This window comes from Ferroacidibacillus organovorans (genome assembly GCF_001642725.1).
Classification (GTDB): Bacteria; Bacillota; Bacilli; order Alicyclobacillales; family SLC66; genus Ferroacidibacillus; species Ferroacidibacillus organovorans.
Map to the genome: position 1 here is coordinate 1 of NZ_LSUQ01000054.1, position 17,734 is coordinate 17,734.

General features: G+C 47.7%; 8 protein-coding genes and 1 pseudogene. 7 read left to right on the forward strand and 2 right to left on the reverse strand.

Going from position 1 to position 17,734, the window contains the following annotated elements:
* The 6 genes and pseudogenes from AYW79_RS12600 to AYW79_RS12635 all read left to right on the forward strand — a co-directional run.
* Positions 1-1,193 (forward strand): restriction endonuclease subunit S (locus AYW79_RS12600; protein ID WP_067953249.1); only part of this gene is annotated, 1,193 nt, incomplete at its 5' end.
* The gene (locus tag AYW79_RS12605) at positions 1,194-4,232 is read left to right on the forward strand and encodes a type I restriction endonuclease subunit R (protein WP_067566600.1); all 3,039 of its coding nucleotides are present in this window, start codon (positions 1,194-1,196) and stop codon (positions 4,230-4,232) included.
* Between the two features lie 211 nt (positions 4,233-4,443).
* Positions 4,444-6,117, forward strand: coding sequence for a hypothetical protein (locus AYW79_RS12610; protein WP_067566602.1), 1,674 nt, complete (start codon positions 4,444-4,446; stop codon positions 6,115-6,117).
* 72 nt (positions 6,118-6,189) lie between these two features.
* Entirely contained in the window at positions 6,190-10,647 is a 4,458-nt protein-coding gene (locus tag AYW79_RS12615; RefSeq protein WP_067566605.1) for an AAA family ATPase, read from the forward strand.
* A gap of 499 nt (positions 10,648-11,146) precedes the next feature.
* Complete coding sequence (locus AYW79_RS12625) at positions 11,147-12,385, forward strand: hypothetical protein (RefSeq protein ID WP_067566609.1); 1,239 nt, start codon at positions 11,147-11,149, stop codon at positions 12,383-12,385.
* A gap of 312 nt (positions 12,386-12,697) precedes the next feature.
* Positions 12,698-14,821, forward strand: a pseudogene (locus tag AYW79_RS12635) (thioredoxin domain-containing protein).
* Positions 14,822-14,860: 39 nt separating this feature from the next.
* Here AYW79_RS12635 and AYW79_RS12640 read toward each other — a convergent pair.
* Complete coding sequence (locus AYW79_RS12640; RefSeq protein ID WP_067566612.1) at positions 14,861-15,568, reverse strand: DUF2103 domain-containing protein; 708 nt, start codon at positions 15,566-15,568, stop codon at positions 14,861-14,863.
* A 62-nt stretch (positions 15,569-15,630) separates the two neighbouring features.
* Positions 15,631-16,554, reverse strand: a complete 924-nt coding sequence (mdh, locus tag AYW79_RS12645; RefSeq protein ID WP_067566614.1) for a malate dehydrogenase — start codon at positions 16,552-16,554, stop codon at positions 15,631-15,633.
* A 195-nt stretch (positions 16,555-16,749) separates the two neighbouring features.
* Between mdh and AYW79_RS12650 the strand changes: the two genes are divergently transcribed.
* Positions 16,750-17,734: acyl-CoA mutase large subunit family protein (locus tag AYW79_RS12650; protein ID WP_231884547.1), on the forward strand; the 985-nt coding region annotated here is incomplete at its 3' end.

A 17,734-nucleotide genomic window follows, 5' to 3' on the forward strand; every position in this document is an offset into this window, starting at 1 on the left:
GTAGATACAGCATGCAACCTCTAAATGACATTATCGATACGTTTATAGATTATCGGGGAAAGACGCCTAACAAAGTGCCTTCGGGAGTCCCACTCATAACCGCAAAGGTAGTCAAAGGGGGGCGTATTGAGACCCCTTTAGAATTCATCAGCATGGATGATTATGAAACTTGGATGAGGAGAGGGATTCCTCGTTATGGGGACGTTGTTCTAACAACAGAAGCACCACTCGGAGAAGTTGCTCAAATTCAGACGAGAGAGAGGATTGCACTTGCACAGCGCATTATCACTTTACGTGGACAGAGTGAAGTATTAGACAACACGTTTTTGCGCTACGCATTACAATATGGTCCTGTCCAGGCAGAGTTACACGGCCGTGCTAGCGGCACAACCGTACAGGGAATTAAGAGTTCAGAACTGAAGAAAGTAAATATTCCTGTTCCAGACCTAACGATTCAGGAACGCATTGCTGACATTCTCTGCTCTCTCGATGACAAAATCGAACTTAACCGTCGCATGAATGAAACGCTGGAACAAATGGCGATGGCGCTGTACAAACACTCGTTTGCTGATGATACTGATGGTGGCAGTGTTCAGTTGGAGCATCTTGTTGAAATCAATCCGAGAATGTCAGTTAAGAAAGGGGATATTATTCCGTTTGTCGATATGAAGGCACTGTCAACGATGTCCTGTAGCATCATGGATGAGGACATAGCGATGAAGGAATACTCATCTGGTATGAAATTTCTCAACGCAGATACACTTTTTGCACGGATAACCCCATGTTTAGAGAACGGGAAAACCGCATTCGTGGATTTTCTGCAAGACGATCAAACTGGGTTCGGATCAACGGAGTTTTTAGTTCTTCGAGCGAATGAAAGAACATGTCCAGAATACGTTTATTGCACTGCGCGTTGGAGCACGTTTCGTGAGCACGCAGTTCGAAGTATGGTTGGTACATCCGGGAGGCAAAGAGTCCAGACGGATGCATTGTTGCAATTTGAGTTACCGGAACCCGATGCAGATAGGATGAAGGAGTTCCACTCAATCACGTCAGAATGGTTTGCTTTAATACGCAGTAACACATTTGAAAATTCTCATCTTAATCGTCTTCGGGAATACTTGCTTCCTCGTCTTCTATCGGGCGAGATTGAGTTGGTAGAAGTCCAAGAACAAGTTGAAGAGGTGGTGTAGATGGCCGGAAAACTGTATGAATCTGATTTTGAGGAAACCACGATTGAGCGGTTGAAGCGCCTAGGTTATGGGCATTTGCCTGCACATGAACTTTACAGTCGCGCAGATCTTGTGGAAGTTGTTCTCCGACAACGATTGGAGGACTTTCTTTGGCGTAGGTACCCTAAGTTGCCTACGCAGGCTTTGGCATCTCAATTCATGAATCCTGATGGGCTGACGTGGCAGCAGAGGAATCAGCGGTTTCATGACATGCTGGTCAAGGGGATCGACTTTGCTTATGAGGTCAATAGGGAGACGAAGTATGCCCACGTGACCCCGATTGATTGGGATGAGCCGGAGAGCAATGACTTCGTCGTTGTGAATCAAGTGGGTATTGAAGGTCGCATGGCTCGCCGCCCTGACATGATTGTGTACGTCAATGGCCTGCCGTTGATCGTTTTCGAGTTGAAGAGTCCATACAAAGAGGACGCAACTGTTGACGACGCATACACGCAGATTAACAACTACACCTATGACATCTCTCAACTTTTCAACTTCAATGCGTTTTCAGTGGTATCAGATGGAATCACAACTCTCCATGGCATGCCAGGTGCGCCTATGGATTTTTTCGCAGCATGGAAATCCATCGATGGACGAAATGTGGACAACAACATCGCGAACTCCATGAAGACGTTGATTGAAGGATTGTTCCCGAAAGATAGGCTGCTGAAGTACATACGAGACTTTATCGCATTCATGGATGATGGGAAGAAGGTCATTAAAATTGGGGCGAAGTACCACCAGTTCTTTGGTGTTCGCTTTGCTGTGGAACAAACAATTCGAGCAACAAGACCAGACGGTGATCGAAAGATCGGCGTCATTTGGCACACTCAGGGATCAGGTAAGTCAATCTCGATGCTGTTCTTCACGGGAATCTTGTCACGTCACCCAGAGATGGGTAACCCAAGCATTGTGATTCAGGTTGACCGCGCGGATTTGGATGAGCAGTTGTACAAGACTTTTGTCTCAGGTAAATCGCTCGTTGGTCATGTTCATCAAGCGTGTTCAGCCGACGACTTGCGTGATTTGTTGAGGAACGAGGCTGGACAAATTGTGTTTTCCACTATCGAAAAATTTCGTCTCAAGGATTCCGAGGCAGAGCATCCAGTTTTGTCGGGAAGGCAGAATATTGTTGTAATCAGTGACGAGGCCCACCGCACTCAATACCAAGATGATGGATTTGCGGGACATTTGCGAACGGCACTTCCGAATGCCTCTTTTATTGGGTTTACGGGAACACCGATCTCTTTTGCAGATAGAGATTCAGTCGAGACGTTTGGCCACATTATTCACACCTACGATATGGTTCAATCTGTCGAGGACAAATCCACAGTTCCCATCTATTACGAATCGCGCTTAATTCCGATTGACCTTTCGAATGCCGACATCGACGATGACTACAAGGCAATCATCGCAAACGCGGAGTCGGGAGACGAGGTTGACCAGTACCGTGCCAAGTGGGCCGCCCTTGAAAAGGTTGTGGGCACGGAACGCCGTTTAGAGACACTCGCCAAGGACATATTGCACCATTTCGGTGAAAAGGCGTCTCGTCAAGATAAGGCCATGATCGTGTGTATGAGTCGCGAAATCTGTGTGGCTCTTTACGACCAAATGCGGAAGTTGACTGGTTGCCCTGAAATTGAGATTATTTTTAGCGGGGACGTATCGAAAGACCCACAAGAATGGCGTGAAATTCAGTTGGAAAGCAAGTATGCACATATCAAGACGAGGGACGAACAGGAAGAGGTCAAGGCAAGGCTGAAAGACCCTGACGATCCGTTGAAAATGGTCATTGTACGTGATATGTGGCTAACAGGATTTGATGCGCCACCGGTTTCAGTTATGTACGTGGATAAGCCCATGAAGGGTCACAACCTGATGCAGGCAATTGCACGTGTCAACCGAGTATTCCCTGGCAAAAATGGCGGTTTGGTGGTTGACTACATCGGGATTGCAACCGCGCTAAAAGAGGCAACACGGCGTTACACCGACGGTGGCGGGCGAGGGAAACCGACGTTTAATATTGAGCAAGCCGTTGAGATGTTTCAGGGCACTTTATCTGAGATGCGGAGTTATTTCCCCAGTGACCTTGTCACAATTGGATGGCGCGGGTGGTCGAAGGTTGAACGTGATGACTGGTTGGCTGAACGAGTGAATGAACTGTTGGGGTATAAGCAAGAGGGTTTCTTGCAAGCACAACTCAAACTCAAAAAGGCTCATCAACTGGTGCGCCATCTGAATGAGATTATTGAACGTGCAAATGAAGTTCTCCTGTATGAGATTCTAGCGACTCAAGTTAAGAAAATCATAGGCGGGGACCGTGATAAGAAGAGAACCAAGACGGAAGTGGAATCCGACGTGAACCGTCTAGTGAATGAAAGCGTCGAAGCCTACGAGGTTCTTGATCTATTCAAAGTGGCTGGCTTGGACCGGCCCGATTTGAGTATCCTTGACGAGTCGTTCCTTGCCGACCTTCAGGAGAAAAAGCACGTTGACCTCCGACTGAAATTGCTACAAAAACTGTTGGAAGACAAGATTGCCGTCATTTTCCGTCAGAACAAAGAGATGACGAAAACGTTGAAAGAGTTACTGGAGAAAACGCTGGCTGAATACCATGCCAAGGTGATTCAAGCGGCAGATGTCCTACAAGCCATGATAGAAGTCAAAAGGAAGGCCGACCAGGAAGAAAAGTCTCGAAGCGATCTCGGGCTATCGGATGAAGAAGTGGCATTCTATAACGTCGTAACACAAATGGGTAACAGCGCATTTTCGAATGAATTTGTCGCGGACCTGATTCACAAGGTTGTTAAAGCGATGAAGCAGAAATTTCAACCGGATTGGACGTCAACGCATCGAGCAGATGTGCTTGCATCGGTGAATTTGGCTGTGAAGCACGTCTTGATGAAGGAAAAAATCAAGGGTGAGCAGTTACGGTTTTTGACGAACGCGATTGTGGAGCAGGCGAAAGAACAGTACAAGGGCTGGCCGTTGGAAGCCTGAATTGGGGTTCAACTTGATGTTTGGGCTAAGAATAAAGCCGTTCTACGGGCAGGTACATGACATGACCCATTGGAAGTAGCCATTGACATCATGGCTTTAGGATTTGGCTGCAATAGATGACATATTTGAATTTCTGTAAAGTTGGTGCACGATGACACTGTTGAGTAGGCAATATCATGCAACCCAATATCGGGTTTTCGGGAACGTTGTGATGCGTTGGATAATTGACCGGACTCTTCTTATCAACAAGAACAATCAAGGTTCAAGGGAGAAGAAACTTCAAGAGTCGGGGTTTGCGGTCGAGCGGGCCGAGCCCGCATGGATTGGATATGATGAAGGGTTTCTGTGGAATGCAATTCGTTATTGGTCACAGTACTTCATTCTAACGGAAGAGGGTACAACCTCCTGGGCATACAGTTGGAGGGACTACGTCTGTCGGTTTCCCAATGTTGTATTTGGAGACTGGGATGAGTGGGATGCCCTGATTACGGTGTTTATTCGAAACTTATATCTAAGCTTCTGGAATTCCCAGTTGTCACGTAATAATTCCAAGGATGTCAGGCGTAAGTTTTGGAACTCCCTTTGGGTGTTCTACGCTAAAACACAAGGTTTCGATGTGGAACCGACTCTGGAGAGAGTGCAGTCTGTTATCGATGAAATCGTTCAAAACGAACCGTTTGACCTATCCGTCTTAGGTCAAACTGACCTTGTCCTGGAAAAAATGTGTGCAGTCAGTGAGATTCAGTGGGAAGGAGTCAGTCATCCGGGGTGGGCCAACTTTATTCAATTTACGCACGCCCCAGTATGGGAAGAGCCGGAAATGTCATTGGACTGGGATATACCTCTAGTACTATATGAAATGGCAACAGGTATTGGCATGTCTGCTGAAATGATACTCTCCTTTCTTACGCAAAATATGGATGACATAGTAAAACACCTTACTGCAATAATTCATCAGGTACATTCGAGGCCGAGTGATTTATACGAATTTTGGTTTCCGTTGCTAAACCACGCATTGTTGTCTGACAGCGAAGTCGAAATGGACTCCAACACCAAATTGGTGGGTATTTCAGAAACGCTTGCACAGACGTTGACGAACGCAAGTGGTATCGGACCTCGGCCTCCTGTACGACGAGGAGATGCCTTTGTCGTTGTATCTTGTTACGGAAAGACGTCAACGAGAGCGCGTGAAGATGCACTCAGGGAACTTGGTCACATTCAGACAATGTTAAGGGTTGCCGATGCGGGCTTTCGATGGGAAGTCAGTTTTTATTATTTCATTACAATGGACCTAAGTAATCGCGGATTACCGAAAGATCATTTCTTTATGGCCGAGCGGCGGGATAATCGGCAGGTTTATCCTGAGTTGACCGACGAGTGGCTCACAAAGTATCGTGACTGGCTTGCTAAAATTGAGGACAAGCCTGGTGAAGTTGCAGAGTCTCTACTGGTTGCAATGAAGTGGCAGGGCTTGTCGCGGGTTCAAGATGGAGCAGAGAGTGAATTTTTGTGTTTATGGATTGTCTTAGAACGCCTTGGGAACGGGAGTTACCATTATAAGAAGACTATACCTCACGTAGCCGGAACTCTATGGAACTGGTCAATGTGGTCTTCACTGTCTAATTACGAACGTCTTCGGGGTAATTACCAGGACCGGCGACTCATGGAACGTATCATTGGTGAATTGGGGAACCTTCGTAGCCGAGAGGTGGCTCATCGGGGACAGTTTACCGGTAAGAAGGACGTACGATATGCCACGTACATACTCAAACATCTTGTGAATGACCTCATTCGATGGACGATTGCGTTATTGATGGAGCGAGATGACATACGTTCGTTTGATGATCTGACGCAATATATCGATCAGAGCATGCAGTTGGTGTAACCCTGGAACAGTGATACCGTTACTAAAGACAAACGCAAGGTTCATAGCAGCATTTGAAAGTGAGGGAAGTGTATGCCTTTACGAGGTGGAGCGACAGATAAGTATGGAAACCGATATGAGGCCTATTGGACAGTCTACTGTATTGCTGATTTGCTAGACGAGAAGATTCGGTCCATCCGTTTAGAACCCCCTGGTCCTGATGGGGAAGGTGTAGAATTCTGGACAAAGCACGTAGATGAATCCTTGGAATTCCACCAAGTGAAACGTCAAAATGACCATGGGTATTGGTCTCTAAAAGATTTAGCGCGAAAAGGAATCATCTCGACGATTGTAACTAAAACATTGAATTCGTCGAATAGGTTTCGGTTTGTTTCGACTTATGCTGCCTATGAACTTCAAGAACTATCGGAACGGGCCAGAAGCGCCAAGGACCGGGACGAATACGAAACCGAATTCCTAGGAGCAGTGATACAGCGAACTTCTTTCGATACTTTGTGTCAATTGTGTGGGCCGTTGCCTTCCCAACAAGTATTTACACTGTTACAACAGGTGTTCATTGATACTGAGGGAGAACCACTACTGATTCGCAACCTAGAAAACAAGTTGTCGGTGTTGGTGGAAGAAGACGTTGGACAGGCAATTGGATTTCTATTCCAATTTGTATTTGATAATGTTCACAAAGAACTTTTCGCTAACGATGTATGGCGGGCACTAGAGCACTCAGGGTTTCACAGACGCTCGCTGTCAGGTAACCCTCATGTCATTGTCAAAGTCGAAGAGGCAAATAAGCGTTATCTCAACTCACTTAGGGATGGCGCTATTCAGGGAATCGTATTGCCGCGGAATGAGGTCCAACAGATTGAGGATGCTCTTCTTACATCAAGATTTGTCATGGTTACCGGTGATGCAGGAGTAGGCAAGAGCACTGTCCTAAAACAATTGGTGCAGAGGTATGAAGAGCAACGGTGGCTGACCCTTGCGTTTCGTGTTGATCGTCTTGAATATACAAATTTGCCCGAGAAGGTTGGTTCTCAAATTGGGTTACCAGGTTCTCCGACTGCGATTTTGAACGCGATTGCCCAAAACCGCAAAGGTCTTCTTGTCATTGACCAATTAGACTATATGAGTGAGGTATCTGGGAGAAGAACAGAGTTCTTTGATTGTATAGACGAAATCATCCGTCAATCTCAATCGTTTACGGCAATGAGAGTTGTAATCGCTTGTCGGCAGTTTGACTTGGAAAACGACAGTCGATTTCGACGCCTAATAAAGGGTGAGACAAAAGATCAGTCTCAGGTGGTAAAGGTTCAGAGGCTGGATACGCACACTGTGCAACGGGTTTTAGAAGAGATGGGCGTAAACATCCACTCAATTTCTGAGAAACAGTTCAACTTACTGTCAATTCCACTCCACTTGAGTCTTTTTGCTGAAATCTTGTCCCATGACGGCGGTATTGTACGGTTCAATAGTGTACTTGACTTATACGATCGTTTTTGGGCTTTGAAACAGGAAAGAATCAGGCGGCGCATAGGTGACATCCGATGGGTTGAGGTAATCGATCGATTATGCGAATACATGAGCGCGAATCAGTCGCTTTATGCACCTGAATATATACTCGATGGAGTCGAACACGATGCCAATACCATGGTTTCCGAACATGTATTGGAATTTGAAGGCTCGAGGTATGGTTTTTTTCATGAAGGTTTTTTTGATTATGCTTTTGCTCGGCGATTTCTCTCTAAGACCCAGTCGTTGCTAGACTTTTTACTAGAAAGAGAACAGCACTTATTCATCAGAACACAGGTTCGGCAAATTTTACAGTACCAACGGAATCGTGATCCGTATCGGTATCAACAGAGCCTTGCAAACGTATTTCAATCATCGCGTGTTCGTTTTCACATCAAGCAAGTTTTGTTCCATGTACTCGCTCAAATTGACGAACCTACTCCTGAAGAATGGGACATATTGAATCGCATGTTGAACAGTTTGGAACATGATTACAAAACTCATGTGCTAAACGTTATTTACGGGTCACCTGGTTGGGTTAAACTTCTTATCGAGAGAGGCGTCATCCAAACTTGGCTGCAAAGTTCGGAATACGTGGATCAGGCCACCATGATTTTAATGAGCGTTTCTGTGAAAGAACCAGATTTGGTTGCTGAATGCCTGAGTCCTTATATTGGTTTGTCCCCCCAGTGGGATAACCGTCTACGCAGGTTCTTCAGTTTACTCGAAACAATCCTTGGTTCGAACATGCTTGAACTATTTATGAGTGTTGTCGACAGTAAGGTTTTCTCTGAAGGGGATGACCATCAATCAATATTTTGGAAGGTGGCAAGCACTCTTTCGGCAACACATCCTACCGAGGCTTGTCAGGCTCTTGCACGATTCCTCACTACGATAGATATGTCGACAAAGAAGGACAAACCTGGAATTCGTTTGTTTAAAGAACACGACCACCACTTGGCAGAATTATTAAAGAACTGTGCTTTTAATTCCTCAGAACAATTTGTAACCGCTGTTTTACCATTTATGTTCACTGTGATGTCACGATATTCATATGAAGTGTACGAGACCGATGAATTGATTCAAGACAGGGTGTGGTCGCATCGGAATTACGGAACATCTCACTTCGTAGAAGACGATTTCCTGCGAATGGTCAACGTTGCCATCGCTAGGTTGGCTGCGCAAGGAGGTGATGTGTTTCGTAGTGTCGAGTGTATGCTAAGTAATTCTGGCTTCGATACCGCAAATTACTTGTTGCTTAAGGCGTACACTTCTATTCCTCGTGAAGCGAGTGACCAAGCAATCACCTATCTGTTGAATAATCCTGCTCGCCTCCGATGTGGTTACAGTGATAGTTCATTTTGGGTGACGAGAGAACTACTTGAAGCAGTTACGCCTTATTGCTCACAGGTTTGTCTTCAAGCACTCGAAGAGATGCTTCTACAATATTACCCAGCCTGGGAACGGTCGGCTGAAGGAATGAGGTATCGCGGGTTCAGTCAAATGACCCTTTTGGAGGGTATCAGCGGTGATCATCGATCAACACCGGTGAAACACAAGATTATGGAATCGGAACGAAGGTTTGGCGTGCGTGGAACAGCAGATGCACCTCAGGGAATTCATGGGGGTATTGTGCAGTCCCCCATTTCTGAAAAGGCTGCTTCTAAGATGACCGATGCACAGTGGCTAAAAGCCATACAACGTTATGACAATAAGCAGCGAGATGACGTATACCGATTTTTGGTGGGTGGAGCACATCAACTGTCAGAGGTTTTGGAACAACAGGTACGAGTTGATCCGGAAAGGTTTGCAGTTCTCATATTAAAATTACCAGATGATACGCATCCATATTACTTTAGCGCCATTCTTCGCGGTTTTCAAGGAAGCAAGAAGGAACTGGCATTTTCCGCAGTAAGGCGTTGTCATAAATTACCTGGTAGACCCGTTGGATCGTCGATTGCTCGTCTGATCGGTGAATTTTCTACTGAGCAATTGGATGATGATATGTACCAAATTCTTTCTTGGTATGCTACAAGCGATCCCAATCCTGAACAGGAATTGTGGCGTACTCCAGCAGATGTGGAGGGAACCGTATATTACGGAGGGAACCCGCTCGAAGCTGGTATCAATTCCGTTCGCGGGAGTGCTGCATACACAATTGCCCAACTTATTCAATTTGACTTTGAGCGAATACCACTTTTTCTGGAGACAATTGAGAGGCTCGTTATTGACCCTTCTATTCAAGTGAGGGCGTGCGTGGCATTGATTCTCTTGTCGATTCTAAGGTATGATCGTGACCTAGCAGGAAGGCTGGCTGCAAGGCTTTTTGACACTGAAGATGTACTGCTCGGCACACATTACGCAACAGATTTTCTGAGGCATGCCTTAAGTACCCATGGCTATCAGTTGGGTTCCTTTCTAAAACGAATGCTTGATGCTCAAAGTAACGAATTGAATGAGACTGGGGCATCGTTGGTTGCGTTAATGAAGTTGGTAGGGACCGATATTCCATTCACAACTGATGATTACATGGTGCTAGGTACTGCTCACAGGAAGGGAATATGTAAGGTGTACGCCTTTAATTTGCATGCACCTCAATTCAGAGAACGGGCAGAATCAATAATCGTACAAATGTTTTACGATGAAGAAGAACAGATTCGAGAATTGGCTTCATCATGTTTCCATTACTTTGAATCAGAAGAACTCGGCACCTGTGAAGCGTTGATTGCTAGGTTCGTTGACAGCCCTGCGTTTTCGGATCATCACGGTCGTTTGACCTGGGCACTTGAACAAACAACCGCTAAGTTGCCCAATACCACCATTCTGGTGTGTCAGGCCCTCTTCAGTCAACGTGGGCGATTGGAACAAAGTCATTTTGATGATGTTGCCATGCGGTTGATAATGCGACAGTATCAGCAAGCGGACAATGAGGAAATGAAATCCAGGTGTTTGGATGTTATTGACGAAATCGCCACAGAGGGAAAGTATTTTGTGGAAAATCATCTTAACAAGTATGAGCGATGAACGCAGAGAATATGAGTTGACGGGAGTTTGATAATCTACCTCAAGAATATCACTATTTTGCTTCTTGACCCCGCCATGAAAGCCGACGAAAGGAAGGCCATTGAGCGCGAAATCTCTTATATCACAAACAAATACAGCAGTTCGTTTCGGGATACGCTTTGTCGGAAAGTGGAACAGAAAGTCCTCTTGTCGGGAGAGGAAGAGCAAGATACGGATGAATGGGAGTATTGGCTCAAACGATTGGGATTGATCGGATAACGTGTCTTTCACTCTGGTACAAAACACATGACTTCGTGTGGAACCGGGAATGCATACAAGGTTTCGCTGGCTGCCGAGTCATCCGATTAATGGACAAAAGAAACAGGGGGTCTACGTCTTGGTGTTACGCACAATCATTACAGACTTGTCCCTAAAACGGCCGATTTTTCACAATGAGGCCGACTTCCAACATGCCTTGGCCTAGGAGATTCGTGAACATCATCCCGACGCGAAGATTCGATTGGAAATGAAGGCGCATGGGCCGAACACGAAAGTCTACGTCGACATTTTGGCTTCCATCGAAGGGCGCAAATACGCCATCGAATTGAAGTATAAAACGCGTCCGATTGAATGTGTTATTGATGGTGAAGAGTTTTCTCTTAATAACCACGGTGCGCAGGATTTAGGCCGATATGATGTCCTCAAAGACCTTCAACGGTTGGAGCAGATGGTGGCAGATGGAGTTGTTGTTGAGGGCATTCTTGTCTTCCTCACGAACGATGCCTCCTACAATTCCGATCCTGGACAAGATAAACAAACCGCTGATCGGAACTTCCGGCTTCACGAAGGTAAAGGGGTGAGCGGCAAACTAACGTGGGGAGAACAAACCGGACAAGGCACCATGAAAGGGCGAGAAGAACCGCTGTCTATTCGCGGGCGGTATGATTTGCACTGGGCTAATTACAGTCGTGTAAGCAGCAAAAGTGGCGGAGAGTTTCAGTGCCTGATGCTTTCAACAAGTGGAGTTCAAACGGAGTCTACTGAAAAAGCATGGTCACCCCCTTCAGTTATCACCGCTACCGAAATCGTGACTGGTTTCACCAACACGACTGAGATAGCAGTAAAGGACGACGGCGCGACACCATGGTTTGATTCGTTTGCGAAGCAGGGAGAAATTCCGTTGTCCCAAATTGATCTGCGAGACAAACTTGCCAATCATCTGCGCGAAGTTGGATACTTGGTGTCCGTAAATCGTGACCTCGGTAATGAAAAAATTGACATATGGGCGGAACGGGACAACGAAACCATCGCGATTGAGGTGCGGAATAAAACGGCACTGATTCAAGCGGTTTATCAGGGACAATCCATCAGCCTCAAGAACCAGGCCGCCCAAGATGTTTCGCGGTATGACTATATCAGCGATATTGGCAAGTTAGAGAGCGTGGTAAGAAATCGACCTGATGTTACGGGGTATGCGCTGCTTCTGTCCAATGATTCCGGTTACTGGAATCCACCAAAGAAACTCAACGCTGTTGATGGCAAGTTTCGTATCCACGATGGGCGATTACTTAGTGGGGTCTGTTCTTGGGCAGATGAAGCCGCATCGGGAACCACGTCGGGGAGGGAAGTACCCATTCATTTGACTGGTACATATCCGTTGGAGTGGCGACCGTATTTAAGACTGGACAATGCAAAGAATCACGAGTTTCAAGCACTACTTGTGAAGGCGACCAATCTGCCGAAACCTTCTGCTCATTAAACGACAGAGTTGGTTGGTCTTGACTGATGGGAAACTGACTCAGAAAGGGCTCAAATACGGTGACATTGGCTCCATGGCGAGGGGGCAGTGGAGATGGCGGTAAGTTCAGCGTACTCGACCTATGGGTGCAAAGATGCCACAAACGTGACAATAGGGTGCAAACAGGACAGGCGAGGGCGTGGCTCGGATGCGGGTTCTGACCCATGATGGTAGAATTATATGTAGAATGTTCAGTTTGCTTCTACAGAGTGCATCTCGATTCTCTCGGGCAGACTGACTCATGAGAATGAATTCCAGGGAGGAATAGGGTCAATGTCTAACGACTCGTCGAGCCACAAATACACCAACAGCCTCATCCATGAAAAATCCCCATACCTCCTGCAACACGCCCACAACCCAGTCGACTGGTACCCATGGGCCCCAGAGGCATTCCAGAAAGCCGCCCGTGAATCGAAAGCCGTATTCCTCTCCATCGGCTATTCGTAGCCCTGCGGGGCTACGAATAGCTGTATACGCTGAAAGTGGAGTACTTTACCGACCTGTCACTGGTGTCACGTCATGGAAAGAGAATCGTTCGAGGACGAAGCGGTTGCGGAGATTTTGAATCGCGAGTTTGTGTGTATCAAGGTGGATCGGGAAGAACGACCGGATATTGATCAAGTGTACATGAGTGTTTGTCAAGCGATGACGGGGCAGGGAGGATGGCCGCTGACCATCGTGATGGACAGTGCGCAAAGGCCTTTTTTCGCGGGAACCTATTTTCCGAAGGTGTCGGCCTACGGGCGGCCGGGGCTTCTTGACTTGTTGCCGCGTCTTGCGACTGTGTTTCGAAGTGAGCCTGAGCGTGTAGAGCAAGTCTCTTCGCAAATTGTATCTGCGCTTAAGCGTGCGGAGCAAGAAACAAAGTCGAGGAGTATCAGCGCGCCAGATCGTGCGCTACTTGAGCGTGCTGTGTTGCAGTACGCGAAGACCTATGATGAGACGTATGGCGGTTTTTCGGATGCGCCAAAGTTTCCGTCGCCCCACAATGTGGTGTTTTTGTTGAACCACGCTGCGCTTACGGGTGATGAAGATGCTCGCAAGATGGCGCTTCACACACTTCGGGCCATGGCGTATGGCGGAATTTGGGATGTGGTCGGATACGGTTTCTCTCGTTACTCTACAGATCGCGCGTGGCTCGTTCCGCATTTTGAGAAAATGTTGTATGACAATGCGCTCCTTCTTCAAGCGTATACGCTCGCGTTTCTGATGACGCGCGATCCTTTTTATCAATCGATCGCAGAGAAAATCGTCACGTATGTGATGCGTGATCTTACCGCTCCTGAGGGTGTCTTCTATTGTGCAGAAGATGCTGACTCAGAAGGGGAGGAAGGCAAGTTTTATGTGTGGCGAGCGACTGAACTACGTGAATTGCTTGATCCGCAGCACACAGATGAATTTATGAAGGCGTTCGGTGCTTCCGAATCGGGAAATTTTGAGGGTGCAAACATTCTTCACACACCATACACCTTTTGGGGTGAACCAGCGAAGGACCGGGATAAGCGATTTTCATCAAGTTTATCCCGTTTGTTCGAGGTGCGCGAAAAACGGATACGTCCGCATCTCGACGATAAAATTCTGACATCTTGGAATGCGCTCATGATCGGCGCCTTGGCGTTTGCGGGGCGTGTTTTTAAGCGGGAGGACTACATCGCGTGGGCGCGTCGCGCAGATGATTGGATTGAAGCGAACATGGTGCGGGAGGATGGCCGTCTCTTGGCGAGATACCGCGATGGGGATGCACGCTATCTTTCGTATCAGGAAGACTATGCGTATCTCGGATGGGCGAAGTTGCAACTCTATGATGCGACATATGATCCAAGCGATCTCGCTCGCGCGGTCGCATGGACGGATGAGATGGTGCGCTTGTTTTGGGATGAACAACACGGTGGATTTTATTTTTATGGCAGTGATGGGGAATCGTTGCTTGCGCGTCCTAAAGAAATCTATGACGGTGCGCTTCCTTCTGGCAATTCTGTAGCTGCGTACGTGCTTGCGCGTCTGCGCGCTATGCTTGGGCAAACGCGACATCAAGAACTGTGCGATCGTCAAATCGCCGTGTTTTATCGTGAAGTTGAATCCCACCCCGTCGGCTATGCCCAATATCTTCAGGCGCTTCAGTGGCTGCTCTATCCGACGAGTGAGGTAGTCCTTGTGATTCCGGAGCAGGCGAAGAACGCCACTGCCTTTTTAGAGGCGCTCACAGACCACGTCCATCCTTTGCGCTCGACCATCGTTCTCAAGGAGCAAGACCGCACGCTGATTCATCAGCTTGCACCTTACACAATCGATCACGTGGCGCGAGACGGCAAGATAACCGCATATGTCTGTGAATCCTTTGCGTGTAAGTCGCCAGTAACCGACGTCGAGGGACTTCTCAAACAAATCACGACCTGAGCGCATTTTGAAGAAGCGTAGATTCATTTCACGTAAGCATCATTTAAAGAAGCGATGATCAAGTTTTGACTTACTAAAGAGTTTCTCAAAGCTATCCTCATCATCTTGCGGAGAAAAAAGAGAAGCGAAGTCTTCTTCTTCTGATGCCGTAGAAGGTGAGGTTGCTTTCATTTGTTTATAGGCTAGTACGTTTTTTACTCTGCGCGAATCAGACGTCGGCGCAACGATTTCACCTTTTGGCTTTACCTGTTCTTTTAAACGCAGGAGTGCGTCTCGCTGTGCACTTCCCAAACGCTGCCCGAGCGTTTCTGGCTCTACACTTGACGCGGTTTTTTGTGGCGCATTTCCGCGCTTTTTATTAGCCGTTTGCCCCGGTTCATCCGCATCCTCAGTGTACCTCGGTTCGCGCACAATCTTGCGCTTGCGGCTCGGCCCGTGGTGGACATCTTCACGTTCGCGGGCGATGTAGCCCATCTTGATCAGTTCATCGAGCAAGACGTCAGGCAGCGGCGTCACGATAAAAATCTCTTGAACAGCGGTTGTCGTCTTCGCCAAAAGCTTCAGACCTTGGTCTGTAAAGTATTGAAACGTAAGCGTCTCTTGATAACTTTTCGACGGTGCGATCGTGCCTGTCAAGATGGATTCCACTTCATCAAGCGTTGCGATCTGACGCAAAACCTTCCCAAAATCGCCGATGATCGTGTGCAATATTTTTACTTTGCCATCGCGCCTTCGATGATCTGCCATGGTTTTTCTCCCTTTCCTTAAAAAGGGATCTCGCGATCGAGAGATCCCTTGACGCGTGAGGTTTAAAGCTTTGCGAGCACGCTGCGAACGCCATCGGCCGATTTGTGGAGCGCGCTTCGCTCTGCCGTGGTGAGCTCAATCTCGACGATTTTTTCGACACCATCTTTGCCAAGCATCACAGGCACGCCGAGAAAGAGATCGGTGACGCCGTACTGCCCTGTGACATAGGCCGAGCAAGGAAGAATTCGCTTTTGATCTTTAAGGATCGACTCCACCATCTGAACGATCGATGCGCCAGGCGCGTAGTATGCGCTGCCCGTTTTGAGGAAGTTGACAATTTCGGCGCCGCCTTGTCGCGCGCGCATGACAAGTTTGTCAATCGTCGCTTGGTCAAGCAGCGTTTCAATCGGAATCCCGCTGACGTAGGAGTAGCGTGGAAGTGGAACCATGTCATCGCCGTGTCCACCCAGCACGAACGCCGTGACGTCTTTCACGCTAACGCCGAGTTCCATCGCGATGAATGTGCGAAAGCGTGCTGAGTCAAGTACGCCGCCAAGACCAACGATTCGCTCAGGGGCAAACCCACTTTCGCGAAACGCGACTTGCGCCATGACATCCGAAGGATTGGTGACGAGCACAAGCTTTGCGTTCGGTGAGCGCGGCGCAATTTCTTTCATGACAGAGCGAATCACTTTTACGTTTGTATCCATCAGGTCGTCACGGCTCATGCCAGGTTTTCTCGCAATTCCTGCGGTGATGACGATGACATCAGAGTCGGCAGTCGCATCGTATTCGTTTGTTCCTACGATGTTCGAGTCAAAACCAAGTACAGGAGAAGATTCCATCATATCGAGTGCCTTGCCTTGCGGAATTCCTTCAACAATGTCGGTGATGACAATGTCGCCGAGTTCCCGCATGGACGCGTATTGCGCTACAGTAGCTCCTACGTTTCCTGAACCAACGACGGTGATCTTTGCCCGTTTCATGGATACACACCCCTTATATGCATTCCCATTCACTTACTAGAGTAACGAACAAAGAGGTGCAAGTGCAACTGTTTCATAAAATTTTATCGTGTTGTTATGGAACGGAACGTTTTGTAAATCACTACCGGAAGTGTCCGCGATCTGTGGTATAATTTGCGCGTAGATTTGGATGGCAACTCCCTGAGAGGTGCAACTATGGATCGTGAATCAAAGGCGTCAAAAGAACGAAAAGCAGAGTTTAAGACGCCGTCTGGCCTGCCTCTGAATCAAGTTTACACAGAAGCAGATGTCGCGACTGGATTGGAAGACCGCCTGTCACTTCCTGGCGTGTATCCGTTTACACGTGGTGTACAATCGACGATGTACCGCAGTCGCCTGTGGACGATGCGGCAGTACGCCGGGTTTGGTTCGGCGAAGCAGACCAATGAACGCTTTCGCTACCTTCTCGATCAAGGTCAAACGGGTCTCTCTACCGCCTTCGATCTTCCGACGCAGATCGGGTACGACGCGGATCACCCGTTTTCCAGAGGTGAAGTAGGCAAAGTGGGGGTTTCCATTTCCTCGCTTCTTGATATGGAGACGCTGTTTGAAGGAATTCCGCTTGACCGCGTAAGCACGTCAATGACGATCAACGCACCCGCCTCTGTGCTGTTGGCGATGTATATCGCGGTCGGAAAAAAGCAAGGCGTCGATCCACAAAAACTGGCGGGAACGATTCAAAACGATATTCTTAAAGAGTACGTTGCCAGAGGAACGTATATTTATCCACCTGGCCCGTCTATGCGACTGATTACTGACATTTTTTCGTATTGTGCAGAACATGTTCCAAACTTTAACACGATCAGCATCAGCGGCTATCACATGCGCGAAGCGGGCTCGACCGCCGTTCAGGAGATTGCATTCACGCTTTCAAATGCGTGTGCGTATGTGGATGCGGCGCTTAAGGTTGGACTGCTCATCGATGATTTCGCGCCGCGCCTTTCCTTCTTTTTTAATGCGCACAACAACTTTCTTGAAGAGATTGCAAAGTTTCGCGCGGCGCGGCGCATGTGGGCGCGCATCATGCGCGAATCGTATGGCGCCAAAAATCCAAAGTCGTGGCAGATGCGCTTTCACACACAGACGGGCGGATCGACACTCACTGCGCAGCAACCAGACAACAACATCGTGCGCGTAACTG